Annotated in this window: 22 protein-coding genes and 1 other RNA gene; 5 read left to right on the top strand and 18 right to left on the bottom strand. The window is 41.5% G+C overall.

The window, feature by feature from the left end; all coding sequences use genetic code 11:
* Positions 1–334 precede the first annotated feature (334 nt).
* The 4 genes from ubiI to P3L37_RS06020 all read right to left on the bottom strand — a co-directional run bounded on the left by ubiI (position 335) and on the right by P3L37_RS06020 (position 4896).
* Complete coding sequence (gene ubiI, locus P3L37_RS06035; RefSeq protein ID WP_110732098.1) at positions 335–1564, bottom strand: FAD-dependent 2-octaprenylphenol hydroxylase; 1230 nt, start codon at positions 1562–1564, stop codon at positions 335–337.
* Between the two features lie 26 nt (positions 1565–1590).
* Positions 1591–2769, bottom strand: coding sequence for a 2-octaprenyl-6-methoxyphenyl hydroxylase (gene ubiH / locus P3L37_RS06030; RefSeq protein ID WP_109912922.1), 1179 nt, complete (start codon positions 2767–2769; stop codon positions 1591–1593).
* Positions 2770–2803: 34 nt separating this feature from the next.
* Positions 2804–4126, bottom strand: a complete 1323-nt coding sequence (pepP, locus tag P3L37_RS06025; protein WP_109912923.1) for a Xaa-Pro aminopeptidase — start codon at positions 4124–4126, stop codon at positions 2804–2806.
* 191 nt (positions 4127–4317) lie between these two features.
* Positions 4318–4896, bottom strand: a complete 579-nt coding sequence (locus P3L37_RS06020; RefSeq protein WP_109912924.1) for a YecA family protein — start codon at positions 4894–4896, stop codon at positions 4318–4320.
* A gap of 139 nt (positions 4897–5035) precedes the next feature.
* Between P3L37_RS06020 and zapA the strand changes: the two genes are divergently transcribed.
* From zapA to P3L37_RS06005, 3 genes are all read left to right on the top strand, one after another.
* Positions 5036–5365 carry a cell division protein ZapA gene (zapA, locus tag P3L37_RS06015; RefSeq protein WP_004913067.1) on the top strand — a complete coding sequence of 110 codons (330 nt, stop codon included), beginning with the start codon at positions 5036–5038 and terminating at the stop codon, positions 5363–5365.
* A gap of 111 nt (positions 5366–5476) precedes the next feature.
* Positions 5477–5658, top strand: a non-coding RNA gene (gene ssrS, locus P3L37_RS06010) — 6S RNA.
* 119 nt (positions 5659–5777) lie between these two features.
* A complete protein-coding gene (locus P3L37_RS06005; RefSeq protein ID WP_004913070.1) occupies positions 5778–6371 on the top strand; it encodes a 5-formyltetrahydrofolate cyclo-ligase in 594 nt (197 codons plus the stop codon).
* 38 nt (positions 6372–6409) lie between these two features.
* On the opposite strand, the gene serA is transcribed toward P3L37_RS06005, so the two are convergent.
* Both serA and rpiA read right to left on the bottom strand, forming a co-directional pair.
* Positions 6410–7660: a phosphoglycerate dehydrogenase gene (serA, locus tag P3L37_RS06000; protein ID WP_004913072.1), complete on the bottom strand. Its 1251-nt coding sequence runs from the start codon at positions 7658–7660 to the stop codon at positions 6410–6412.
* Between the two features lie 444 nt (positions 7661–8104).
* Positions 8105–8767, bottom strand: a complete 663-nt coding sequence (rpiA, locus tag P3L37_RS05995; RefSeq protein ID WP_102137421.1) for a ribose-5-phosphate isomerase RpiA — start codon at positions 8765–8767, stop codon at positions 8105–8107.
* 203 nt (positions 8768–8970) lie between these two features.
* Here rpiA and P3L37_RS05990 point away from each other — a divergent pair, with 203 nt between their 5' ends.
* Positions 8971–9885 carry a LysR family transcriptional regulator ArgP gene (locus P3L37_RS05990; RefSeq protein ID WP_004913077.1) on the top strand — a complete coding sequence of 305 codons (915 nt, stop codon included), beginning with the start codon at positions 8971–8973 and terminating at the stop codon, positions 9883–9885.
* On the opposite strand, the gene P3L37_RS05985 is transcribed toward P3L37_RS05990, so the two are convergent.
* The 4 genes from P3L37_RS05985 to P3L37_RS05970 all read right to left on the bottom strand — a co-directional run bounded on the left by P3L37_RS05985 (position 9882) and on the right by P3L37_RS05970 (position 12978).
* The gene (locus tag P3L37_RS05985) at positions 9882–10616 is read right to left on the bottom strand and encodes an oxidative stress defense protein (RefSeq protein WP_004913082.1); all 735 of its coding nucleotides are present in this window, start codon (positions 10614–10616) and stop codon (positions 9882–9884) included. The two genes, P3L37_RS05990 and P3L37_RS05985, sit on opposite strands and share 4 nt — an antisense overlap.
* 152 nt (positions 10617–10768) lie before the next feature.
* Positions 10769–11404 carry an arginine exporter ArgO gene (gene argO / locus P3L37_RS05980; protein WP_109912925.1) on the bottom strand — a complete coding sequence of 212 codons (636 nt, stop codon included), beginning with the start codon at positions 11402–11404 and terminating at the stop codon, positions 10769–10771.
* A 195-nt stretch (positions 11405–11599) separates the two neighbouring features.
* Entirely contained in the window at positions 11600–12472 is an 873-nt protein-coding gene (gene mscS, locus P3L37_RS05975; protein ID WP_004913087.1) for a small-conductance mechanosensitive channel MscS, read from the bottom strand.
* Positions 12473–12612: 140 nt separating this feature from the next.
* A complete protein-coding gene (locus P3L37_RS05970; protein WP_115166888.1) occupies positions 12613–12978 on the bottom strand; it encodes a YacL family protein in 366 nt (121 codons plus the stop codon).
* Between the two features lie 188 nt (positions 12979–13166).
* Here P3L37_RS05970 and P3L37_RS05965 point away from each other — a divergent pair, with 188 nt between their 5' ends.
* Positions 13167–13544: a VOC family protein gene (locus tag P3L37_RS05965; RefSeq protein WP_109912927.1), complete on the top strand. Its 378-nt coding sequence runs from the start codon at positions 13167–13169 to the stop codon at positions 13542–13544.
* 66 nt (positions 13545–13610) lie between these two features.
* Here P3L37_RS05965 and acnB read toward each other — a convergent pair whose 3' ends face one another.
* From acnB to pdhR, 8 genes are all read right to left on the bottom strand, one after another.
* The gene (gene acnB / locus P3L37_RS05960) at positions 13611–16208 is read right to left on the bottom strand and encodes a bifunctional aconitate hydratase 2/2-methylisocitrate dehydratase (RefSeq protein WP_109912928.1); all 2598 of its coding nucleotides are present in this window, start codon (positions 16206–16208) and stop codon (positions 13611–13613) included.
* A gap of 441 nt (positions 16209–16649) precedes the next feature.
* Positions 16650–17003 carry a VOC family protein gene (locus P3L37_RS05955; protein WP_109912929.1) on the bottom strand — a complete coding sequence of 118 codons (354 nt, stop codon included), beginning with the start codon at positions 17001–17003 and terminating at the stop codon, positions 16650–16652.
* 129 nt (positions 17004–17132) lie between these two features.
* A complete protein-coding gene (locus tag P3L37_RS05950; protein WP_109912930.1) occupies positions 17133–17417 on the bottom strand; it encodes a hypothetical protein in 285 nt (94 codons plus the stop codon).
* A gap of 3 nt (positions 17418–17420) precedes the next feature.
* Positions 17421–18617, bottom strand: coding sequence for a hypothetical protein (locus P3L37_RS05945; protein ID WP_109912931.1), 1197 nt, complete (start codon positions 18615–18617; stop codon positions 17421–17423).
* 290 nt (positions 18618–18907) lie between these two features.
* A complete protein-coding gene (gene lpdA / locus P3L37_RS05940) occupies positions 18908–20335 on the bottom strand; it encodes a dihydrolipoyl dehydrogenase (RefSeq protein WP_004913111.1) in 1428 nt (475 codons plus the stop codon).
* Positions 20336–20539: 204 nt separating this feature from the next.
* The gene (gene aceF, locus P3L37_RS05935; protein WP_109912932.1) at positions 20540–22399 is read right to left on the bottom strand and encodes a pyruvate dehydrogenase complex dihydrolipoyllysine-residue acetyltransferase; all 1860 of its coding nucleotides are present in this window, start codon (positions 22397–22399) and stop codon (positions 20540–20542) included.
* Between the two features lie 13 nt (positions 22400–22412).
* Positions 22413–25079 carry a pyruvate dehydrogenase (acetyl-transferring), homodimeric type gene (gene aceE, locus P3L37_RS05930; RefSeq protein WP_004913119.1) on the bottom strand — a complete coding sequence of 889 codons (2667 nt, stop codon included), beginning with the start codon at positions 25077–25079 and terminating at the stop codon, positions 22413–22415.
* A gap of 170 nt (positions 25080–25249) precedes the next feature.
* Positions 25250–26020 carry a pyruvate dehydrogenase complex transcriptional repressor PdhR gene (gene pdhR, locus P3L37_RS05925; RefSeq protein WP_004261987.1) on the bottom strand — a complete coding sequence of 257 codons (771 nt, stop codon included), beginning with the start codon at positions 26018–26020 and terminating at the stop codon, positions 25250–25252.
* Positions 26021–26650: the final 630 nt, after the last annotated feature.

Raw genomic sequence — 26650 nt, 5'->3', positions numbered from 1 at the left:
TCTGATTTTGCCAGCGATTTTTGTTAAATAATTGAGAATGATCACTCAAAACCCTTACATTTAGAGTCTAATGGTGCAAAATATCACCAAAACTAGAATTTGAATGATGCCTTGATAAATAAAACCCACCACAGCAATATAAATAAAACTAATGCGAAAAATGAATGTAATTAGTTTTTTTCAGTCAGGAAATAAAAGAAGAGCTCTACTACTCATATTAAAACGAGGTCATTAGGATTATTTCTTATACAGAAATCAGTGGTGACCCTATGTGTATTGAGATAAATAAAGAAAAGGCACAATATTTATCAATTGTGCCTTTACAGAAAGGAATTTAGAGAGCGTCTTCAACTTGGAGTTGTTCCAGCCACTTAGGCATATCAAACAGCCCCATCGCATGGTTCAATAATTGAGGTTTAACCCCCGGTAAGCTATCCGCTAATACTAACCCAATATCACGCAGCAACTTCTTCGCAGGGTTATTACCATCGAATAATTCACGGAAGCCTTGCATACCAGCTAACATCAACGCTGCACTGTGCTTACGGCTACGCTCATAGTCACGCAAGTATAAATATTGACCAAAATCTTTGCCTTCACGGTGCAAACGTTTAATTTCACCAATCAGCATAGCGACATCCATAAAACCAAGGTTAACCCCTTGGCCCGCTAATGGATGGATGGTATGAGCCGCATCCCCTAACAACGCTAAACGTTGCGCCGCAAATTGCCTTGCATAGCGTCCAGTTAATGGAATAGTTAATCGATCACTTTCCACTTGGCAAAGACCAAGACGAATATCAAATGCAACTGCCAATTCTTTATTAAAATCAGTAGGTTCTAAAGACTGGCGCCTTGCTGCTTCGGTGGCTGGCTGAGACCAGACAATCGAGCAAAGATGCGGGTCACTTAATGGTAAAAACGCCAAAATACCTTTACCATCAAAAGCTTGGCGAGCAACACCTTCGTGAGGTTTTTCAGTTCGGACCGTAGCAACTAACGCGGTATGTTCATAATCCCAAAAGGTTAATGGGATATCCGCATGACTACGCAACCACGAGTTTGCCCCGTCAGCCCCCACAATTAACCGTGCTGTTAACATGTTTTCATCATCTAACGTAATAAAAACATCATTTTCTCCCCACACTACTTTTTTAATCGTTGCGGGTGCTAATAATGTCACATCGCGAAGCTGCGACGCCTTTTGCCATAGTGCATCACGTACGACATTATTTTCAACAATATGCCCTAAATGCGTTAAGTTGCGCTCTTGAGCGGTAAAAGTAATACGCCCAAAACTATCGTTATCCCAAACTTCCATGCCATTATATGCAGAAGCTCGCATTCCTTTAATCGTTGACCAAACACCTAAATAGGACAGTAACTTTTCACTTGCCGCATTAATAGCTGATACCCTTAATGCGTGCGGTTCTGCTGCACTAAATGGTACCTTAGGTGGATGATTCTCAATTACTGCAACACGTAGCCCACTCCCCTCAAGCCCACAAGCGAGTGCTAACCCAACCATACCACCACCGGCGATAACCACATCAAATGATTGCATATTCTTTATTCCTCTTTATTTCGTGGTTATTGGTGTGCAACCCAACCCAATGTTTGGCGAGCCAAAACATCACGAGCTGGCGGTAACATTTCCATTGCCATTAAACCTAAGTTACGCCCGACAATAAGCGGTAAACAGCGATTCGCAAATAAACGAACCAAACCGTCGGTTATCGTAACCGTTTTGTCTCTATCTAGCGCCCGAGCTTGCTGGTATTGGCTTAGGAGTGAATAACGTCCAATATCTTGCCCCTTCGCGTCTGCATTTACCACCATGTGAGCCAATTGCATCACATCACGGATACCTAAATTAAAACCTTGCCCCGCAATAGGATGCAAAGTCTGAGCGGCATTTCCAACTAACACAACTCGATGACTGACTGGGTTAAGTGCTTTACGCAATACCAGTGGATAGCAATGGCGCTTACCTGCCATGACGATTTCACCTAACCGCCAGCCAAACGCTTGCTGTAATTTATCCATAAATGTCGCATCATCCCAAGCCCTGATGGTGTCTGCTTGCTCTTGTTGATGACACCAAACCAATGAACTACGGCCTTGTGACATCGGCAATAGTGCTAATGGGCCAAATTCAGTAAAACGTTCAAAAGCTTGGCCCTGCGGGTCAATGGCGGTTTTCACATTCGCGATAATAGCCACCTGCCCATAGTCATCCTGTTGCCATTGCATATGGCAGGCTTTACCTATCGCGGAATGGCTACCATCAGCAGCAATCAGTAATTCCCCGGTTACCTTATCGCCATTATCCAAGGTGACCGTAACGATATCTTGTTCACGATGAACATTTTCTACTTTTGCAGGGCAATAAAGGGTAACTCCAGGGGCTTTACGTAACAACGAAAACAGGCGGGCGCCAGCTTCGTGCAATTCAATGACATTGCCTAGAGCGTCGATATGATAATCATCGGCAGCAATGTTTACAAAACCAGCATGGCCTCTATCAGACACATGAACGTGATTAATGGGGGTCACACAATCTGCTAAAGCAGGCCAGACACCTATTTTTGCTAACGATTGGCAAGTACCGTGGGCTAACGCAATCGCACGTGCGTCGAACCCGGGATGTTTACCATCTGGCAAAGCTGCCTCGATTAATGAAACCGATAATTTTCCTTGGCTAAGGGATGATATCGCCAGTGCTAATGTTGCACCCGCCATACCGCCCCCCACGATGATCACATTCATGCGTTGTTTATTACCTTTCTATGATGACTGACATCTACCCTAAATTGTGCGTTGCTGCTGCCATTAGGGCTTCAATTTCATCAGGGTCTTTCACGACTAAGTCTGTTAAGTTTTCATTTCCGTTTTCGGTGATCACAATATCATCTTCGATACGTACACCAATTCCGCGATATTGCGGTGGCACATCGGCATCTGGAGCAATATACAAACCAGGCTCGACAGTTAATACCATTCCAACTTCAAGCACACGATCCCGGTCTGTACCGTAAAAACCTACGTCATGTACATCTAACCCTAACCAATGACTTAAACCATGCATAAAGAATGGCTGATATGCTTTGTTTTCGATCAATTGATCCACATCGCCTTGTAAAATTCCAAGTGCAACGAGGCCTTCAGTTTTGATACGAACAATTTCACGAGTCACCTCATGGATGCTGGTTCCCGGACGATATAGCTCTAACGCGGTATTTAATGCTTTGAGGACGATATCGTAAATTTCTCGTTGTGCTTGGCTAAATTTACCATTAACTGGGAAAGTACGTGTGATATCCCCTGCATAACCTTCAAACTCTGCACCCGCATCAATTAAGACTAATTCGCCATCCTTCATTAGGCTCTCATTTTCGGTGTAATGCAAAATACAGGCATTTTCACCACTGCCCACAATAGAGTTGTACGAAGGAAAACGTGCACCATGGCGAGTAAATTCGTGCTCTAACTCACCACAAAGTTGATATTCATACATATTAGGTCGGCAAGTTTCCATGGCTCTGACGTGTGCTAGAGCAGAAATTCGCCCAGCCATACGCAGGGTGTTAATTTCTTCTTCCGACTTAAATAAGCGCATTTCATGGACAATCGGCCGCCAATCTACCAATGTTTGTGGTGCTCGTAAGTTACGACGGCTGCCTTTACGTAAAATATCTAAGGCATCAAATAGCAATTTATCGGCATAGGCAAACTCACCCTGAGCATGATAAACCACGTCGAGGCCATTTAATAATTGATAAAGCTGCTCTTCTATTTCATTGAAAGGTAACGCTTTATCAATACCTAACTTCTCAGGAGCAGCATCTTGCCCAAGGCGGCGACCAAACCAAATCTCAGCAGTTAAATCACGAACACGGTTAAAAAGAACAGTATGGCTATGTTTTTCATCGCTCTTAATCAGGACTAATACAGCTTCAGGCTCACTAAACCCCGTCAAATAAAGGAAATCACTGTGTTGACGGTACGGGTATTCGCAATCCGCATTACGCTGCGCAGGAGGCGCTGAAAAAATAATTGCTGCACTGCCTGATTGCATTTGAGCCAATAATGCATTGCGACGAGAAATAAATTCCTGTTTATTCATACCGTTTTTGCCTTATTATCAGAATAATTAGATTGCTGAATATATTGCTTGTGTTTAACCAATCACATACAACATACACTGGCGAAATGACTTAAAACTGGATACATCCCGTTTTCAAGCACTTAATTTTATCAGTAATAAATTATTCATCGACAAAGTTAAGTGGCTTTGAAAACGCACATTAATAGAAATTAATGAAGAACGGGCTTATCATTTTCCACTGTCGTTGGGCCTTTAGTTGGCTCAATCAATGCAATGTAACATAATTGTACCGCCACCCTGACATACTCAATCACTTCTTCTAGCGCTTGCTCAAGTTCTTCTTGGTCTTCGTCTTCATCATAACCAAGCATACCAATATTGCGTAAATCGGTGATAACTTCGCTTATCTCTTTTTTATCAGCCAATTTCGGTTGTGTAACTCCAAGCCCTAATAAAAAGTGATTAACCCAACCAGCCAGTGCATCAGCATGGTCAAAAACAGAAGCGTCTTCGTCAGGGAATAGCATGGCAAATGCAAACTCGCTGTCATCAAGTGCTTCAAATGTGGTATCAAAAAGTTCTCGCAGTGGCTGTGCAACAGTTTGAGGGAAAGCTAAACCATCGTTAGCAAGGTCATGGACTAACGTTTGCCAGCTATGGTCACGGCCCCCACCACAGATCAACCCGGTTATTAGACCATGGATTTCCGCAGCAGTAAGTGCGATTGAGTGCTGTTGCAGGAGTTTGTCCAGTGATTCATAGTTTGGTAAAGATTTTTGTATAGACATCTGAATTCGTCATGTTAGCTTATGATTCGTGATATGCTACCATCAAGGATAGCCGCTAGACCAGTATGCTTTTGTCTTATCTATTAATTGCGCCAAATATGATGTATTTACGGCGAGTATTATTCAGTATGGAGGTATCATGTCCGCACAACCTGTCGACATCCAGATTTTCGGGCGCTCAATGCGAGTCAACTGCCCATCAGAACAAAAAGAAGCCCTTCTTGAGTCGGCTAAAGAATTAGAACAGCGCTTGCAAAATCTGAAAGATAGAAGCGGTGTCACCAATATGGAACAGCTTATTTTTATCGTAGCATTGAACGTCTGTCACGAATTAGCACAAGAAAAGACAAAAACGCGTGATTATGCTTATAATATGGAAGAGAAAATAAAAATGTTGCAGCACACAATCGAACAAGCGTTGCACGATCAGGTGAAAATTACTGAGAGGCAGGTATTGCCCCTAGAGTAAATCTGCTTATTAATCAGACACTAGTAGAAAAAAATATACAAAATTAAGGTTGCATTTTAAATCTAGTTTCGTACAATGAAATCACTGAGTAACGATAAGTTCTCAAACCAAATTTCTCTGAGATGCGCGTGAGTGGGCGAGTCCCCTGAGCCGATATTTCAACTAAATAGAATGTGGTTATGGCGCTGGTGAGCATGCCTGATTCGCTCAGGAAGCCTAAAGGTTGCTAAACTGCGTTCACCTTGAACCAAGGGTTCAAGGGTTACAGCCTACAACGGCATCTTGGAGACCCTCAATTAAGTTTCTGCTTATTTTTCATTTGTTTTCTACATAACCGTTCATCTTACGATATACTCTAAGTAATATAATTACTGGATTAACTGTTTTTATCGTATTTATAACAGGTTATCACATGCAAGATTCTCTCTCGACACAACGCCAGCTGGTACGTCAAACTATCCGTCAGGCACGCCGCCAACTAAGCCTTGAACAACAACAAAGTGCCGCTGAGCAAGTCATGCATAACGCATTACACCACCCGAAAATTGTACAAGCCAATAATATTGCTCTGTTTCTTTCTTTTGATGGGGAAATTAACACAAAGCCGCTTATTCATGCACTTTGGGCTCAAGGTAAGCAAGTGTACCTTCCTGTTTTACATCCTTTTAGTCGTCACCATTTGCTGTTTCTTCACTATCGTCCAGATAGCCAACTTGTTAAAAACCGATTTCATATTGATGAGCCACCACTTGATGTCAGAGATGTGCTACCACTCGAAAAACTGGATATCATGCTTATCCCATTAGTGGCATTTGATACTCAAGGGCAACGGTTAGGTATGGGAGGTGGGTTCTATGATAGAACTCTAGCAAATTGGCAACAAACCGGTTTTTATCCAATTGGCCTTGCCCATAATTGCCAGCAAGTCGAAAAGCTCCCTATCGCACACTGGGATATTCCCTTACCCGAAATTATTACGCCGCAAAAAATATGGCGCTGGTCATAAATACCCGCGCCATTATTTCACTCAATTTTTAGCGTAGTTTAGAATAATAAACGCGCACGAATGGTGCCTGGCAAGTCTTTTAATTTCTGAAGCGCTTCATCTGTTTGGTTTGGCGTTTGCATTAATACGTCAATAACCACATAACCTACATTACCTGATGTACGTAAATACTGGCCGACAACGTTAATATTATTTTCCGTGAATACTTGGTTAATACTATTCAGAATACCTGGACGGTTTTCATGAATATGCAAGAAACGGTTTGTATCTTCAGTATGCACTGGCAGAGAAACTTCAGGGAAATTAACCGCAGATAAGGTTGAACCATTATCTGAGTATTTCGCCAACTTACTTGCCACTTCTAGTCCAATATTTTCTTGAGCTTCTTCTGTAGACCCCCCAATGTGCGGCGTTAAAATCACATTGTCGAACTTAATCAATTCAGAGATAAATGGGTCATTAGGGTCATTATTTGCAGCAGGCTCGCTTGGGAAGACATCCACCGCTGCACCGGATAAATGCTTGCTTTCTAACGCTTCAGCCAGTGAAGGAATATCAACCACCGTTCCGCGTGATGCGTTAATGAAAATAGAGCCGGGTTTCATACGGTCAAATTGTTCTTTAGCAAACATATTTTTCGTACTTGGTGTTTCAGGTACATGTAAGCTCACAACATCGCTCATATTCAGCAGTTCAGTTAAAGAACGAACTTGTGTTGCGTTACCTAAAGGTAGTTTGTTTTCAATATCATAAAAGAAAACATTCATACCGATACCTTCAGCTAAGATCCCTAACTGAGTACCAATGTGACCATATCCAACAATACCAAGGCGCTTACCACGCGCTTCAAAACAGCCTTTAGCTTGTTTTTCCCAAATACCGCGGTGTGCTTGCATATTGGCTTCAGGAATGCGACGCAGTAAAAGTAATAACTGGCCTAATACCATTTCTGCAACAGAACGTGTATTCGAAAATGGTGCGTTAAAAACAGGAATACCGCGCTTTGCAGCGGCATCTAAATCAACTTGATTGGTGCCGATACAAAAGCAACCTACTGCAACGAGTTTTTCTGCTGCAGCGAAAATTTCTTCAGTAAGATGAGTACGGGAACGGATACCTACAAAACGTGCATCTTTAATCGCTTCTTTTAATTCTTCGTCGGATAACGCACTTTTGTGATATTCAATATTGGTGTAGCCCGCGGCTTTTAAGTTATCAACCGCACTTTGGTGCACACCTTCTAGCAGTAAAAATTTAATTTTGTCTTTTTGCAAAGATACCTTAACCATTTCCCTACCCTATCGTGAACGTACTTAAGATTTATAACAGATGAACATATGTGTTTGCCTAACATAGCTCAAGAGAGATGACATCTATCTACCTTGAGCTATGAGCGTATACCAACATAGCAAAAAATAGCGCAGTAGCAATACAACCGTTTGCTTAATGGGTACTAAAAAGCGCGAAGAAAAAGAAGTTAAATGGTAGAAAATCAGGGGCGGTAACACAAAATAAGGATTTTTCCTGCACAATGCCTATTTGTGTGAGATATATCACCAAAATAGCTCGATATAAAAAAAAATAAAATAAATTTCAAATTGATGATATTTATAAAACTGGTTAATTAATTTAGCGTTTATCAGCTCATAAACTAATTGCAAAATATTAGTAAAACAAAAAAGCCAGTGAGTATAATGCCACTGGCTTATTAGAATAATTGAATACGATATAGATTATAACTTGATGGTTTTAACGCCTTCGTTTGCAGTTCCCATCAAAACGACGTCTGCGCCACGATTCGCGAACAACCCAACAGTCACGACACCCGCAATTCCGTTGATGGTATTTTCGAGTGCCACAGGGTCAACGATATTTAAATTATGGACATCTAAAATGACATTGCCGTTATCTGTAATTACATTTTGACGGTACTCTGGTGTACCACCCAGTTTAACCAATTCACGTGCCACATAGCTACGTGCCATTGGGATCACTTCGACAGGCAGTGGGAATTTACCCAACACATCAACTAGCTTAGATTGGTCAACGATACAGACAAAGGTTTTTGCAATTGCAGAAACAATTTTTTCACGTGTTAATGCGGCACCACCTCCTTTGATCATATTCATGTGGTGGTCAACCTCATCAGCACCATCAACATAAACATCTAATGAATCTACTTCATTACAATCAAATACCGTAATACCCAATGATTTTAATTTTTGAGTTGATGCTTCTGAACTTGATACTGCGCCTTCTATTTGACCTTTCATTGTTGCTAATGCATCAATGAAGTGTGAAGCCGTTGAACCCGTTCCAACACCAACGATAGTGCCCGGTTTTACGTAATCAAGTGCTGCCCAACCTACCGCTTTTTTTAATTCGTCCTGAGTCATGCTCATGCCTTTTAAGATTTAATTGAGTCGTGATTAAGGTTATTAATAACTAGTATATACCGGACACCCAATAAGTTGCAGCCTTGTTCGTTGTATTTGTGTCATGGTTATTGGGATTTACGCCACAACAATAATATTTTTAAGTGTTGCGTGTAAAAATATGGCATAGTGCTTGGTAGAATAACAACAAGGAGATCTTTTTGATGAAGCGCCCTGACTATCGCGCATTACAAGCACTGGATGCCGTTATCCGTGAACGCGGCTTTGAGCGCGCAGCTCAAAAGCTCTGCATCACGCAATCTGCTGTTTCACAACGCATAAAGCAGTTAGAAAATCTGTTTGGGCAGCCATTACTTGTGCGTACCGTTCCGCCACACCCAACTGAACAAGGGCAAAAATTACTAGCACTGCTTCATCAAGTCGAATTATTAGAAGAGCAATGGTTAGGTGATGAAAATAGTGGCTCCACCCCGTTGTTACTTTCACTTGCCGTCAACGCCGACAGCTTGGCAACTTGGTTTCTTCCAGCCCTAAACCCTGTATTAGGCAATAGCCCTATTCGGTTAAATATTCAGGTTGAAGATGAAACACGAACCCAAGAACGTTTAAGACGCGGTGAAGTGGTAGGCGCTATCAGTATTCAACCTCAAGCCTTACCTGGTTGCTTAGTCGATAAACTTGGCGCACTGGACTATATTTTTGTCGCATCACCCGGCTTTGCGGCAAAATATTTTCCCGATGGCGTTACTCGCTCTTCGTTATTAAAAGCACCTGCGGTTGCTTTCGACCATTTAGATGATATGCACCAAGCCTTTGTTCAACAAAACTTTGGCTTATCGCCGGGTAGTGTCCCATGCCATATCGTGAACTCCTCGGAGGCCTTTGTGCAGTTAGCGAAACAAGGTTCGACCTGCTGTATGATCCCACATTTGCAGATAGCCAGTGAATTGGCGAATGGTGAATTGGTTGATTTAACTCCAGGGTTATGCCAACGACGCATGCTTTACTGGCACCGCTTCGCACCTGAAAGCCGCACAATGAAAAATGTGACTGACGCCCTATTAAAAACTGGGCGCCAGATGTTAAAACAAGAAGATGAACCAGCAGCAAAAAGCTAGCGTTTTAATTCAAATACCACATCGACTTGGTCATTAAAATCAATACTCTGTTGTTCATAGGTTTCATCAATCTTGAGGTCTTGAGCAACAGAGGCTTTCATTGCCCCGCCGTAATTTCTTGCAGCGATTGGATATGGCACCGCCGCTGGCGCATTATAGTTAATGCTATACACTGGGCCTAACTGAACATTAAAGCCTTTCGCTAAGATATTGGCTTGTTCCGTCGCATTTTTAATCGCTTGAGACCGTGCTTCATCACGATACTGTTGCGGGTTAGCCACACCAAACTGTACTGAATTTATTTCATTGAGACCCGCAGCTAAAGCGCCGTCTAACAAGACATTAAGTTGGTCTAATTTCTTCACTTTCACTTCAACAGAACGTGTTGCCGTGTAGCCTTCGATAGTTGATTTTTGTTTCACACTGCTATAATCATATTTAGGCTGAGTTCGGACATTTGCTGCGTTAATATCTTGTTTTTCAATACCATTTTTCTTAAGAAACTCAAAATACTCTGCAACTCGCTTATCGACCCCAGCTTTTGCCGCTGCCGCATCTTTTGCAGTAACTTCCACCAAAATATTCAGCGTCGCCATGTCTGGAGCCGCCTTCACGATTGCGTTACCCGAAGTAGTAATGTGTGGACCATTCGGTAACGGGTCAGCCAATGATATGGTCGGAACCGTAGCACCTGCTACCATCGCAGCTAAAACTAAAGATTTTAATTTCACAGAACCTCCCAAGACAATTATTTATCGCTAAAAAAGGGATAATTAGTAATAAACTATCCCTGAGCTCAATTTAACAGTAACACATGGAACAAAAAGTACAGTCAGAATAATGAGAAATTGAACGTTATTGCTTGTCTGTTGAAGATATATTGTTATTGAGAAAGAAAACCGAGCCCTTTAAGCCCCTGTATAGCGAGTTGAAATGCAATAAACCACATCACGCTACCGACAAAAACATTAATAATGCGCTGTGAACGCGGTTTATTTAACACGGGTGAAAACCAAGCAGCAAGTATCGCTAATGCAAAAAACCAAACAAAAGAAGCTGTTAGAGCACCCGCCGTAAACCAAGGTCTCAGCTGGCTTTCTAATTGCCCCCCCACACTGCCCAAGACAACGAAGGTGTCTAAATAAACATGAGGATTTAGCCAAGTGACAGCAAACAATGTGACAATCACTTTCCATCTCGTGATAGCCCGGTTTTCCGTTTGAAGTATGACCTCATCAGGGCTGAGAGCAGTACGAAACGCACCATAGCCATACCACATAAGAAATGCTACGCCAGCCCATGTAATCAACTGCATTAATATTTCAGACTGGCTTAATAAAGCGCTCCCACCAAAAACACCCGCGACAATTAAAGCGGTATCACTTAATGCACATAATAATGCGCTCATTAAATGAAACTGCTTTCGACTGCCTTGCTGCAAGACAAAAGCATTCTGTGGACCTAAAGGTAATATCATTGCAGCACCTAGCAGTGCACCCTGTAAATAGATTGAAAACATGCATTAATTCCGGTTTTTTATTCAATTAATATGCATGAATATTAATGAGAAAAAATCATTAGTGGAAATGATTAAGTCTAATAGGTCATAAGCATCACTTATAACTAAAAACAATTCAGTAAGAAAAATAGAGATGTGAGAAATGAAAAGAGCCCATCAAAGACAGGCTCTTATTTTTAATGATACTGCTAAATATTACTCTGCAGGATCTTGTTTGATAGACGTATTTTGTTTATGAACATGAACATCCATTTGTGGGAATGGAATGCCAATATTATGTTTATCCAATGCTCGCTTAAACTCCTCAAGCAAATCCCAATACACCGGCCATGCATCACCATTGGTGGTCCAAAAACGTACTAAATAATTTAATGAGGATGGCGCCATATCATGTAAACGGATAGTCACGCCTTTAGCATGCTGAATACGGCTATCCGCAGCGACGATATCCCCTAATACTTTTTTCACCACATCAATATCAGAATCGTAAGCAACACCAACAATAATATCTTGGCGGCGATTAGGCTCACGACTGGTATTAATAATGTTATCGGCAATTATCTTTCCATTAGGAATAACAATAATACGGTCATCTGCCGTTCTTAGCGTCGTTGAAAATATTTGTACATTTTGCACTGTGCCTTCAACTGCACCAATCGAGACATATTCTCCCGCTTTTAGTGGTCTAAATACCACCAGCAAAACACCTGCTGCAAAGTTACCCAGTGAGTTCTGTAACGCTAAGCCAACCGCTAAACCGGCCGCACCCATGACCGCAATCACAGAGGCAGTTTGTACGCCAATTTTCCCTAATACAGCAATTAAGGTGAACGCAACAATGGTATAGCGTGCAATCGCCGATAAAAAGTCACTGACTGTTGAATCAATTCCCTTCATGGTCATCACGCGATGTAAACCACGTCCGACCCATTTTGCAATCATCATCCCGACAATCAAGATAACGATAGCAGACACGATATTCACAACATACTGAACTAACAGATCTTGGTTTGCCACAAACCAATTCGTTGCATCATTCAACGCGCCTGTAACATCATCAGTATTCATATATATGCCCTTTAGGATCCAATTATCAATATTAATCCCAGCCAATTAATCTTTAACAAAGCGTTTAATGGCTGGCCGCACACTGCAAATAATAGCGGTGATTTATTGAAACACAAAACAAATCACTAAATAAAATTATTTTATCTATTTTCCATAACAAAAATACGATAATCTTTTAACATTAATAAGAAGTCATCAATACCGCAAAATGCAACACTTTCATTATCATAATAACTCATGCCTTCTTCCAACCCTTCTGTTTCAAATGATAGTTGGTTGGCACGGATCATCACTTCTTCATCATCAAGCAATAATGTATATTCGTGACCAATAAGCTCCCATTGTTTTTCACTACCTTTAATTTTTTCATAATTTTCTTCAATAGCATCTAACAGACTAAGGTCATTTTTAACCTCTTCGTTAAGCCAATATCCAATAGCCTCATGATCCATCGAGAATTTAGCGGAGATAGCTCCGGTGATATCTTGGAAAAATTGGTAGTCCATATGCAGTCCCTCACTCTTGCGTTGTTGAAGCTAGTATAACGCGAGTCAAACCGCTTTGTTGAGAGGTATTACCACCAGAAAAAATAAAACGGAGTAAAGCATCGGTTTCAACACATAAATCATATGATTCATTTACTATTAAATAGGCAAATAACTAAAATAGTCATAGTTCAAGCATAGGGGCCATAATGATCAATCGCTTAGACCATATAGTGCTAACCACAACCAACCTTGATGCCTGCATTGACTTCTACCAACGCGTATTAAAAATGGAAGTTGTTACCTTTGGTGAACAGCGCCACGCGCTAAGTTTCGGGCAACAAAAAATCAATATCCACCAATATGGAAAAGAATTCGAACCCAAAGCGCACTTGCCTGTGCCAGGCTCACTCGATTTATGCTTTATTAGTGATATACCGCTGTGTGACGTACAAAAACAGATTGAACAACAAGGTGTAAAAATTATCGAAGGACCAGTAAATCGTACTGGGGCAACTGGGGCGATCAGATCAATTTACATACGTGATATCGATTTAAATTTAATCGAAATTTCTGAATATATTTAACTAACTTATTAAGTTGAAGCAAAAAAGGCTCCTAAATCAGGAGCCTTCATGACTAATATTACCTGATTACACGGCTGTTTGGAAAATCACGCCATCCGCTTTTTCGGTATATTGCGATAATTGGTCAAAGTTCAGGTAACGGTAGGTATCCGCTGCTGTTTCATCGACCTTATCCATAAATTGCAGATATTCTGACGGTGTTGGTAAACGACCTAATAAGGAAGCGACCGCAGCCAGTTCTGCTGATGCGAGATAAACATTCGCACCTGTCCCTAAACGGTTCGGGAAGTTACGCGTCGAAGTGGAAACAACCGTTGCACCATCTGCCACACGTGCTTGGTTACCCATGCACAGAGAGCAACCAGGGACTTCAATACGCGCTCCACTCTTACCAAAAACGCTGTAATAACCTTCTTCGGTTAACTGTGCTGCGTCCATCTTAGTTGGAGGCGCAACCCATAAACGTGTTGGTAATTGGCCTTTGTGGGAATCCAATAACTTACCTGCTGCACGGAAGTGACCGATGTTTGTCATACAAGAACCGATGAAAACTTCATCAATTTTCTCGTTTTGAACATCAGATAATAAACGTGCGTCATCTGGGTCATTTGGTGCACACAGAATTGGCTCTTTAATATCATTGAGGTCAATTTCAATCACTGCTGCGTATTCCGCATCTGCATCACCTTCTAGCAGCTGTGGGTCCGCTAACCAGCTTTCCATTCCTTTGATACGGCGTTCGATAGTACGACGATCGCCATAACCTTCAGCTATCATCCATTTTAATAGAACGATATTCGATTGCAGGTATTCGATAATTGGCGCTTTATCCAATTTGATAGTACAACCCGCCGCTGAACGCTCAGCTGACGCATCCGCTAATTCAAACGCTTGTTCAACTTTGAGCTCAGGTAAGCCTTCAATTTCTAAGATACGGCCAGAGAAAATGTTTTTCTTACCTTTTTTCTCTACGGTCAGAAGGCCGTCTTTAATTGCATACAGTGGAATTGCATGAACGAGGTCACGTAATGTGATACCCGGCTGCATTTCACCTTTAAAGCGAACCAATACTGACTCAGGCATATCCAGAGGCATCACCCCTGTTGCTGCAGCAAATGCGACTAAACCTGAACCCGCAGGGAATGAAATACCAATTGGGAAACGCGTATGTGAGTCACCACCTGTACCGACGGTATCTGGCAGTAACATACGGTTTAACCATGAGTGGATAATACCATCGCCTGGACGCAGAGAAACACCGCCACGGTTCATGATGAAATCAGGTAAGGTGTGGTGTGTTGTCACATCAACAGGTTTTGGATATGCCGCGGTATGGCAGAATGACTGCATGACTAAATCTGCAGAGAAACCCAAGCAAGCCAAGTCTTTGAGTTCATCACGGGTCATTGGGCCAGTTGTATCTTGTGAACCTACAGAAGTCATTTTTGGCTCACAATATTCGCCAGGGCGAATACCTGGACGACCACAAGCACGACCAACCATTTTTTGTGCTAATGAGAAACCACGATTGCTTTGTGCAACGGATTTCGCGTGACGGAACACATCTGTTGCTTCTAAGCCCAGAGATTCACGTGCTTTACTGGTTAAACCACGGCCGATAATCAGTGGAATACGACCACCTGCACGAACTTCGTCAATCAGCACATCTGTTTTTAATTCAAATGTTTCTAGCAGCTCGCCCGTTTCATGGTTACGAACTTCACCTTTAAATGGATAGATGTCAATCACATCGCCCATATTCAGTTTAGAAACGTCCACTTCAATCGGTAATGCACCCGCATCTTCCATTGTATTAAAGAAGATTGGTGCAATTTTGCCACCTAATACCACCCCACCACCACGTTTATTTGGTACAAATGGGATATCGTCCCCCATAAACCACAGCACGGAGTTAGTCGCTGATTTACGAGAAGAACCGGTACCGACTACGTCACCCACGTAAGCTAATGGGAAACCTTTTTTATTCAGCGCATCGATTTGCTTGATTGGGCCAACATTGCCCGCATCGTCTGGTTCAATACCATCGCGCGCGTTTTTCAGCATTGCTAACGCGTGTAATGGGATATCTGGACGTGACCATGCATCAGGTGCTGGCGATAAGTCATCTGTGTTAGTTTCACCAGTCACTTTGAACACAGTAACTGTCATTTTTTCTGCTAGCGCAGGGCGCTCTTTGAACCACTCGGCATCTGCCCATGATTCAATAACTTGTTTCGCGTGAACATTTCCCGCTTTCGCTTTTTCTTCTACGTCATAGAAGTTATCAAACATCAGTAAGGTGTGGGAAAGTGCTTTAGCGGCGATTGGTGCTAGTTTTTCGTCATCCAACGCTTCAATCAGTGCGTGGATGTTATATCCGCCCTGCATGGTACCTAACAGTTCAATGGCTTTTTCAGGGGAGATAAGAGGGGAGGAAGTTTCGCCTTTCGCTATCGCGGCTAAAAATCCAGCTTTTACGTACGCTGCTTCGTCAACACCAGGGGGGACGCGGTTGGTCAGCAGATCTAACAGGAAATCTTCTTCACCTTTGGGTGGGTTTTTGAGTAACTCTACCAGTGCAGCTACTTGTGACGCATCTAATGGCTTAGGGACAATCCCTTGAGCGGCACGCTCGGCTACGTGCTTACGGTATTCTTCTAGCACGACGTTCTCCTCGCTTCTTTGTTATTTATATACCCGGCTGTCTGCACCATACTGACAAAATTATCATCCGGTGCCAGGTCAGAGGAATTTGCTCGCATAATCTCAATGGCGGTAAAATTATGCCCAGCTTCGGGCGATCAGCATAGCAGAATTTAAACGTAATGTTAATTCATTCACAAGAAAGCAACATTTAACTACTAACTTTACGCCTTAACACTTCATTACTGGTTAGTTTTCAGCTTAAGATACTATTAACCATCGTAAAACGCCGAAAAAACCATACTTTTTATAATGCATTTTAAAATTTAAAGCACCCTAATTAGTGCCTTTTTTCATCAGCTATCACAAATTATATTTTTTATCGCAATTTTATTTATATTACTAATTGATAAGGTAAATCATTGCGATTGGTTTTAATTTTTTTAAATATTTTAATTGATTTTATTGTCCTTTTAGGCCAATTAAATTACCAAATGGATCTTCCAGTTGGCACATTCGATTGTTACTATCTATTAACATTGGCCCGCGATACAGTTTTGCCCCTAGTTGAGTGAAACGCTTAAAAGCCAAATCAAAATTATCGACTTGCCAATACAATACCGTCCCTTTTTTACCTTCGCTCACTTTGGCATCGGCTTGAACCACTTCTATCGTGAAGTCTCCGACATGCAGTAAGGTGAAATCAAATTCAGGCAAGTATTCTGCCTTTGCTTGTGGAAAAGCTTGCTGATACCAAGCCAAACCCGCTTGAACATCAGGTACATGAATTAAAATTGCAGTAGGTTTTAGTTCCATAGCGCTTTCTTATTGATATGTATTATTTTGTTTTATCTACACGAATGATTGAAAGTTAGTAGATGTAGATAAGGTGAAAACAATAGCCAAACCAGCATTTGCCTACACCTTTAGCATCATCAAGTCAGATCATATTGCGTGTTTTTCTGATAAATAACGAAGAATGGCTGATATATTTTTTAAGTTATATTTTATGAGTAATTCATTTTCTTTAGCTTTACATAGCATCTCATAATCAGCCTCTAACTGCCCAATATCTAACTGAGCCGGCTCATTGTAAATATCATAAATAGATTCAGAAGGCACATTCCAATAAAAATCTGCTTCTAAGTCTATATTATCCATTCCCTGTACTTTCATTTCTTTGAAAATGGCTACTATAGCCTCTTCCAGTAGACTCAGTTCTATTTTCATATTTTAACCTTTACCATTCTTAATTTCATTTATGTTCTTTTCAAATGTTTTAATTTCTTTTTCTAAATGCTTAATTCGCCCATCAATAATGCGTTGCCTAACCGTATTATTGGGCGCATTCTTAAGGTGTCCTTGGTTATCAAAAGCATCTGGATTACGTCGATAAGCGGCTAATTTCTCTTTATGTAATCTTACTTGCCCCCTCAAAGACTGTATTGAACGCCTATCTGATGTACTTAAGTTATTATCAGGCTCCCATCCGTCAGGGCTTCCTGAGCCAGTCCCGCCTAGCGCTATTCTATCAGAATCTGATAACTCCGTTCCCACATTTGGATTTTTTGCTGCTTTATCTAAATCATTTGAGCAACTCATGCCAAAAGAGCAATCAAACGTTTCCGCTAGGCCATCACGAATATTGCCTAATGTCTTTTCGACACCTTTTACTATGTTGCTGTTTGCCGTTTGTGTGACTTGCGTATTTAAACCAACACCATGAGGTAATGTAGGAACATTCGGAGAGGGAATAGCAAACATGCTACTTTGGGCTATTTTCAGCTTATTTAATTCATTTACATTAAACTGAATTTTATCCGTAATACTTTTATGTTGTTTTTTAATTTCGAGCAATTGATTTCTAGCATCACGGTCAGCTCGCTTATTAACCGCATCTATATAGAGATCTATATCATCAAAAGGAAACCTCGGTATACCCGGTATATTATCGTCAAAATCCTCTGCGAGGAGCCTGTCCCTATCTTCAATTGTGCGAAATTTAAAGGTTGCTGAAATTTTTAAATCTGAGGAGTCTGAAGATTGAAAATGCCATTTGTATGTACAAGGATATTTTTGTGGATCAATGATAAATTTCCAGCCAGGCGATTTTTCAATCTCCGCAATATCCTTTCTTAAAGTAATTAAATTATTTTCAATTAATGTTTGTTTAGATTTTAAATCATCCTTAATTTTAATCGAAGGATTTTTAAAGATATCGACTTTGTGATTACCAACATCATCATGGATATCAGCTAGTTTTATATTATCATAAAGATTTTCATGTAAAATACATTTTAATTTTTCATACCTCCCTGTTAAATCAATATCTTCATGAGTATTATCATAGTTATTAAAATAATCATTAAAATGTTCTCTTGGATTGTTTCCCCATACAGTTATTGTACCGAGGTGTGTCACATCATCCATAAACTAACTTCCTTATTAGTTATAAAAAATAGAATAAAGAAATTAGAATTTAATATTTTTATAGTCAACTAACCGTTATTATTAATAAAGATTCGGTCATTTAAAATTAAACACATATTACTTATAAAATGATTAATATTGATTTCAATAAATAATTGAACGGAACATGTAATTATTTATTTATATTCACAAAAACAAAAAAAGCCAACGTGTTTCCACATTGGCTTCTCTATATGCATTAGCGATAAACCGCCTACTAGAGAGGCTATTTACCACGACGAATCAGAAAATTATTTTTTCTTTTTCGCTTTTGCGTTTGGTAAATCAGTAATGCTACCTTCGTAAATTTCAGCAGCCATACCGATTGATTCGTACAGTGTTGGGTGAGCATGGATAGTCAATGCTAAATCTTCAGCATCACAGCCCATTTCAATTGCTAGGCCGATTTCACCCAGTAATTCACCACCGTTCACACCGACAACCGCACCACCGATAACACGGTTAGATTGCTTGTCGAAAATCAGCTTAGTCATACCTTCAGAGCAGTCAGATGCGATTGCACGACCTGATGCTGCCCATGGGAAAGTCGCAACTTCATAGCTGATGTTTTGTTCTTTCGCTTCTTTCTCAGTTAAACCAACCCAAGCAACTTCTGGTTCAGTATAAGCGATAGATGGGATAACTTTCGGGTCAAAGTAATGTTTCAGACCAGAGATAACCTCTGCAGCAACGTGACCTTCGTGAACACCTTTGTGAGCCAACATTGGTTGACCAACGATATCACCGATAGCGAAAATATGCGGAACGTTAGTACGCATTTGTTTATCGACATGGATAAACCCACGATCGTCAACTTCAACGCCTGCTTTGCCTGCATCTAAGTTTTTACCGTTAGGAACACGGCCAATTGCCACTAGTACAGCATCATAACGTTGTGGTTCTGCGGAAGCTTTTTTACCTTCCATAGAAACATAGATACCGTCTTCTTTCGCTTCAACGGCTGTAACTTTAGTTTCTAACAATAGGTTGAATTTTTTACTGATTTGTTTGGTGAATACTTTAACCACATCTTTGTCAGCCGCTGGGATGACTTGGTCAAACATTTCAACCACATCGATTTGAGAACCCAGTGCATGATACACAGTCCCCATTTCTAAACCGATGATACCCCCACCCATAACCAGCAGACGCTCAGGAACTTCTTTCAGTTCTAATGCATCGGTTGAATCCCAAATACGTGGGTCTTCATGTGGAATGAATGGTAATTGAATTGGACGGGAACCCGCAGCAATGATTGCGTTATCGAAATTGATAGTTGTGCTACCATTTTCACCTTCAACAACCAGCGTGTTGGCACCTGTAAATTTACCTAAGCCGTTAACCACGTTAACTTTACGGCCTTTAGCCATACCAGCCAGACCACCCGTCAGCTGATTAATTACTTTTTCTTTCCATAAGCGAACTTTGGAAATGTCAGTTTTTGGCTCACCAAAAACGATACCGTGTTCTGCTAAAGCTTTTGCTTCTTCGATCACTTTTGCAACATGGAGTAAAGCTTTAGAAGGGATACAACCAACGTTTAAACAAACACCACCAAGGGTTGAATAACGTTCTACTAAAACAGTTTCTAAACCTAAGTCAGCGCAACGGAAAGCCGCAGAATAGCCTGCAGGGCCTGCACCAAGCACAACGACTTGGGCTTTAATTTCAGTACTCATCATGACCTCTTTTTGTTTTGTCCAGCGGTACTGCTGAATAAACGATCTTCCACTGGAAAAGTACACACCGAGAGCAGTTTACAGAATTGTTAACACCCTGAAAAGGCTCATTTCGTGATGTAACTCCCAACCTTTCGTAGCAGCAGCAAAAAACTCTGCCTCAGCCTAAATAAAACAGACCGGCTCATTCGCCGGTCTTATTATTTACATCACTAAACGGCGAATATCGCTCATTAATTGCCCTACCAGGGTGATGAAGCGCGCTCCATCAGCCCCATCGATGACACGGTGGTCAAAGGACAGTGACATTGGCAGGATCAGGCGAGGAACAAACTCGCTACCATTCCAAACAGGTTTCATTGAAGAACGTGACAGCCCCATAATAGCAACTTCAGGTGCGTTCACGATTGGTGCAAAACCGGTAGTTCCGATACCACCAAGGCTTGAAATCGTGAAGCAGCCACCTTGCATATCAGACGCAGTCAATTTACCTGCACGCGCTTTCTTAGAAACTTCCATCAGTTCGCGAGATAACTCTAAAATACCTTTTTTGTTAACGTCTTTGAATACAGGAACAACAAGGCCATTTGGAGTATCGACTGCAATACCGATGTTGATATATTTTTTCAGGAACAGACGCTGCGCATCTTCAGAAATGGAGCTATTAAAGCGTGGCATTTCTTCCAGAGCACGAGCAACCGCTTTCATGACAAAAACTAATGGTGTGATTTTCACATCCAGTTTTTTCTTCTCAGCTTCTTTGTTTTGTTGCTTACGGAACTCTTCAACTTCAGTGGTATCCACTTCTTCCATCAGTGTAACATGTGGGATCATCACCCAGTTACGGCTTAAGTTAGCGCCAGAAATCTTTTGGATACGCCCCAGTTCAACTTCTTCGACTTCACCGAATTTGCTGTAATCCACTTTCGGCCATGGCAGCATACCTGGTAAACCGCCACCTGCAGCTGCAGGAGCTTCCGCACGTTTTACTGCATCTTTCACGTAAGCTTGAACGTCTTCACGCAGGATACGGCCCTTACGTCCAGTACCTTTCACTTTCGCTAAGTTAACACCAAATTCACGCGCTAAGCGGCGAATGACTGGAGTTGCATGGATGTATGCATCGTTTTCAACAAATTCAGTTTTGTTGTCAGTTGCTTTCGCTGGCGCAGCTTGTGCAGGAGCTGCCGCAGGAGCCGGAGCAGACGGTTGAGCAGCTGGAGCCGCTGCTGGTGCTGCACCTGCCACTTCAAAGGTCATGATCAGCGAGCCAGTTTTCACTTTATCGCCAGTCGCAATCTTGATTTCTTTAACTGTTCCCGCAAATGGTGCTGGGACTTCCATTGAAGCTTTGTCGCCTTCAACCGTAATGATTGATTGCTCAGCGGAAACAGTATCACCCACTTTGACCATCACTTCGGTAACTTCAACTTCATCGCCACCGATATCTGGAACGTTAACATCTTTAATTGCTGAAGCGGTTGTAGCTGCTGGTGCCGCTGCTTGTGCAACTGGAGCCGCAGCAGGTGCCGCGCCTGCAACTTCAAATACCATGATCAGCGAGCCAGTTTTCACTTTATCGCCAGTCGCAATTTTGATTTCTTTAACCGTTCCAGCAAATGGCGCAGGAACTTCCATTGAGGCTTTGTCACCTTCAACAGTAATTAAAGATTGCTCAGCTTCGACTTTGTCACCGACTTTAACCATGATTTCAGTAACTTCAACTTCATCGCCACCGATATCTGGTACAGCGACATCTTTAGATGCTGCTGCGCTTGGTGCTGCCGCTGGAGCCGCTGGGGCTTCTGCAGGAGCAGGCGCTGCTGCACCCGCCTCCGCTTCGAATACCATGATTAATTTGCCTGTTGTCACTTTATCGCCAACAGCAATTTTAATTTCTTTTACCACACCCGCTTGTGGCGATGGGACTTCCATAGAAGCCTTATCACCTTCAACGGTAATAAGCGATTGCTCAGCTTCTACTTTATCGCCAACTTTAACCATCACTTCGGTGACTTCAACTTCATCAGCACCGATATCAGGCACTTGGATTTCAATAGACATTGATTTTTACCTCTTATGCCAAACGTGGGTTAACTTTATCTGGGTTGATGTTGTATTTTTTAATCGCTTCTTCAACGACTTTTACATCAATCTCACCACGTTTAGCTAATTCACCTAACGCTGCAACGATCACATAGGATGTATCCACTTCAAAGTGGTGACGCAGGTTTTCACGACTGTCTGAACGACCGAAACCATCTGTACCCAGAACACGGTAATCACTTGCAGGAACATATGTACGAACTTGTTCTGCGAACAGTTTCATGTAGTCAGTTGATGCAACTGCTGGTGCATCATTCATCACTTGTGCAATGTATGGAACACGTGGTGCTTCAGATGGATGCAGCATGTTCCAACGCTCACAGTCTTGGCCATCACGAGCCAGTTCAGTGAAAGAAGTCACGCTATAGACATCAGAACCAATTCCATATTCTGCAGACAGAATGTCAGCGGCTTCACGCACGTGGCGCATCATAGAACCTGAACCTAACAGCTGAACTTTACCTTTGCTACCTTCAACAGAAGCCAGTTTATAGATACCTTTACGGATACCTTCTTCTGCACCTTCTGGCATTGCTGGCATGTGATAGTTTTCATTCAGCGTTGTGATGTAGTAGTAAACGTTTTCTTGTTTCTCACCGTACATACGTTCTAAACCGTTTTGCATGATCACCGCAACTTCGTAAGCGAAAGCTGGGTCATAAGAAATACAGTTAGGAATAGTCAGTGATTGAATATGGCTATGACCATCTTCATGCTGTAGGCCTTCACCATTTAGTGTTGTGCGGCCTGAAGTACCACCGATTAAGAAACCGCGTGCTTGTTGGTCACCCGCTGCCCACATCAAGTCACCAATGCGTTGGAAACCAAACATTGAGTAGTAGATATAGAATGGGATCATTGGCAGGTTGTTAGTGCTGTATGATGTCGCAGCCGCTAACCAAGAAGAACCCGCACCCAGCTCATTGATACCTTCTTGCAGGATTTGACCTTTCGAGTCTTCTTTATAGTAAGCAACTTGCTCACGGTCTTGCGGAGTATATTGCTGACCTTTAGGACTATAGATACCGATTTGACGGAACAGACCTTCCATACCAAATGTACGCGCTTCATCCGCGATAATTGGTACTAAACGCTCTTTGATCGATTGGTTTTTCAACATGACGTTCAACGCACGAACGAACGCGATAGTTGTTGAAATTTCTTTAGATTGTTCTTCCAATAATTGGCTGAAATCTGCCAGTGCAGGGATATCTAGTTTTTCGTCAAAGGTTGAGCGACGAGCGGGTAAATAACCACCTAACGCTTGACGGCGCTCATGCAGATATTTGTACTCTTCGGAATCTTTTTCAAACGTAATGTATGGCAGTTTTTCAATTTGCTCATCAGCGACTGGTACATTGAATTGATCACGGAAATGACGAACGCCATCCATGTTCATTTTCTTCACTTGGTGAGCAATATTTTTACCTTCTGCTGTTTCGCCCATACCATAACCTTTAATGGTTTGCGCTAAAATAACAGTTGGTTTGCCTTTAGTTTCTTGTGCTTTTTTGAATGCAGCATATACTTTCTTCGGATCGTGACCACCACGGTTCAGAGCCCAAATTTCATCATCAGTCATATCTTTAACTAATGCTGCAGTTTCTGGGTAACGATTAAAGAAATGCTCACGAACGTATGCACCGTCACGTGATTTAAAGGTTTGGTAGTCGCCGTCTAAGGTTTCGTTCATTAATTGAACAAGTTTACCGCTCGTGTCTTTACGCAGTAATTCATCCCAACGGTCGCCCCACATAACTTTGATAACTTGCCAGCCAGCACCATTAAAGATACCTTCTAGTTCATTAACAATTTTACCATTACCTGTAACTGGGCCATCTAAACGTTGCAGGTTACAGTTGATAACAAATACTAAGTTATCTAATTTATCGCGAGTCGCGATAGTAATTGCACCTTTAGATTCTGGCTCATCCATCTCACCATCGCCAAGGAATGCATATACGCGCTGAGCTGATGTATCTTTCAGTCCGCGGTTATCAAGGTATTTCAGGAACTTAGCTTGATAGATAGCATTAATTGGACCCAGACCCATTGATACGGTCGGGAACTGCCAGAAGTCAGGCATTAATTTAGGGTGTGGATAAGAAGACAGACCATTTCCACCAATTTCTTGACGGAAGTTATTCATTTGTTCTTCAGTTAAGCGACCTTCCAAGAACGCACGTGCGTAAATACCTGGAGAAATGTGGCCTTGGAAGAAGACTAAGTCCCCGCCGTCATTGTTATTGTGCGCGCGGAAGAAGTGGTTAAAGCACACTTCATACAAAGTTGCTGATGACTGGAAAGAAGCCATGTGGCCACCCAGCTCTAAGTCTTTTTTGGAAGCACGTAAAACAGTCATTACTGCGTTCCAACGAATTGCAGAGCGAATACGGCGCTCTAAATCCATGTTACCAGGGTATGCCGGCTCATCTTCAACAGCTATTGTGTTGATGTAATCAGAATGACCAGATGCGCCAGCGGCAATATTAACACCGCCTTTACGTGCTTCGCTTAATACCTGTTCGATAATAAACTGAGCACGATCAACACCTTCTTCACGGATGACCGATTCAATCGCCTGTAGCCAGTCGCGAGTTTCAATCGGATCCACGTCATTTTTTAACATATCTGACATGGTGTATTCCTTATCTGTTATCTATTTTATATGTTTATGTGGAGCCTATCTTCCTGCTATTTTTCAGTTGCCGTAAAACAGCGGGAAGATAGGCCCTGATGTAGTTGCCGCTTTAACTCTCAATTAGAGTATTCACAATAATATAGACGCAGCAGTCAGGATCTATATTATTAATTCAAATCAGGATGTTGCTGTAACCGACGTAAAGAACGTTCTCTGCGAGTTTGCTCTCGGCTAATATCCAACAGTAAATCTTCGATAAAGGCTAAGTGACGATGAGAAGCTTCACGTGCCTTTTCGGGCTCTCTTGCCATTATAGCGGCAAAAATCTGTGCTCGATGTTCACTAACTGCTTTATACATTTCTTTACGGGTATATAAGAACTCAAAATTCTGACGAATATTTTGTTCTAACATCGGGATCATACAGCGCAATAGGTGTAGTAAAACGACATTATGAGCGGCTTCAGTTACAATTAATTGATATTGTAATACCGCATCTGACTCTGCTTCTAATCCACCATTTTCTTGCGCTGTCTTAATTAATTCATAGCTTTGGCGAATCCGCTCAAGATCCTCATCTGTACCACGAAGTGCCGCATAATATGCAGCGATACCTTCAAGGGCATGACGAGTTTCAAGAAGATCGAATTGAGATTCAGGATTGCCTTCAAGTAGCTGAGCTAAAGGGTCACTAAAGCTTTGCCACATTTTCTTTTGCACGAATGTTCCGCCACCTTGGCGGCGAGATAAAAGGCCTTTCGCCTCTAACGTTTGAATTGCTTCACGCACTGATGGCCGAGATACGTCAAACTGTTTTGCAAGTTCGCGCTCAGGAGGCAGCTTTTCGCCAGGGCGTAGTGTCCCTTCGAAAATAAGATGTTCGAGACGCTGCTCTATTACATCTGATAACTTTGGTTGGCGAATTTTACCGTAAGTCATAATCTGCCATATTCATGAGTGAGTAATTATTGATTACGTATTACCCAGTGTTAATTGGTAATACCAATTTATTTATGGGTTAATAAAGTAACAAAGTATTCACTATCTGTCCATAAAGACCTTGCGCTAAATCATAAAATCCTGCAAATCTTAACAATTTTTTTTAAAATTTAGCATGAATTGATAACTAAATATGCAATTTGACATGACATATTTTAACATTAAAACCGATTTATTATGCTGAAAAATAGAAACTGAATCGTTAAATCAACCAATTAATTGAATTTAAATTCACCAATAATAATTATTTAACCACATAATGCCATTGATAGTACTTTTTACTCATCAAGACCACAGTGATGTTAATAAATCGTTAAATTCACAACCGCTTTTAAACTTAACTTAAATTCACTTGGTTAAATTACACTCAAACCTATTCCTTATCATCTTAGAATAAAGTTGATGTAGAAAATAAAATAGCGTTGTAATGTTTCAATTGATAGGTGGATAAAAGAAATGCAAATGGGTCAATTGACTAGGGGCTACAAAATATTTTGTTGTAACCCCATAAAGATTTAAATCAACACTTAGATACTGTTAATCAACGAATGATCTAGATTCCTAAAGCCT

Origin of the sequence: Providencia sp. PROV114 (genome assembly GCF_032704305.1) — a bacterium.
Lineage (GTDB): Bacteria > Pseudomonadota > Gammaproteobacteria > Enterobacterales > Enterobacteriaceae > Providencia > Providencia rettgeri.
Note: the sequence above shows the minus strand (reverse complement) of the source record. Positions and strands in the feature narration are given on the sequence as shown.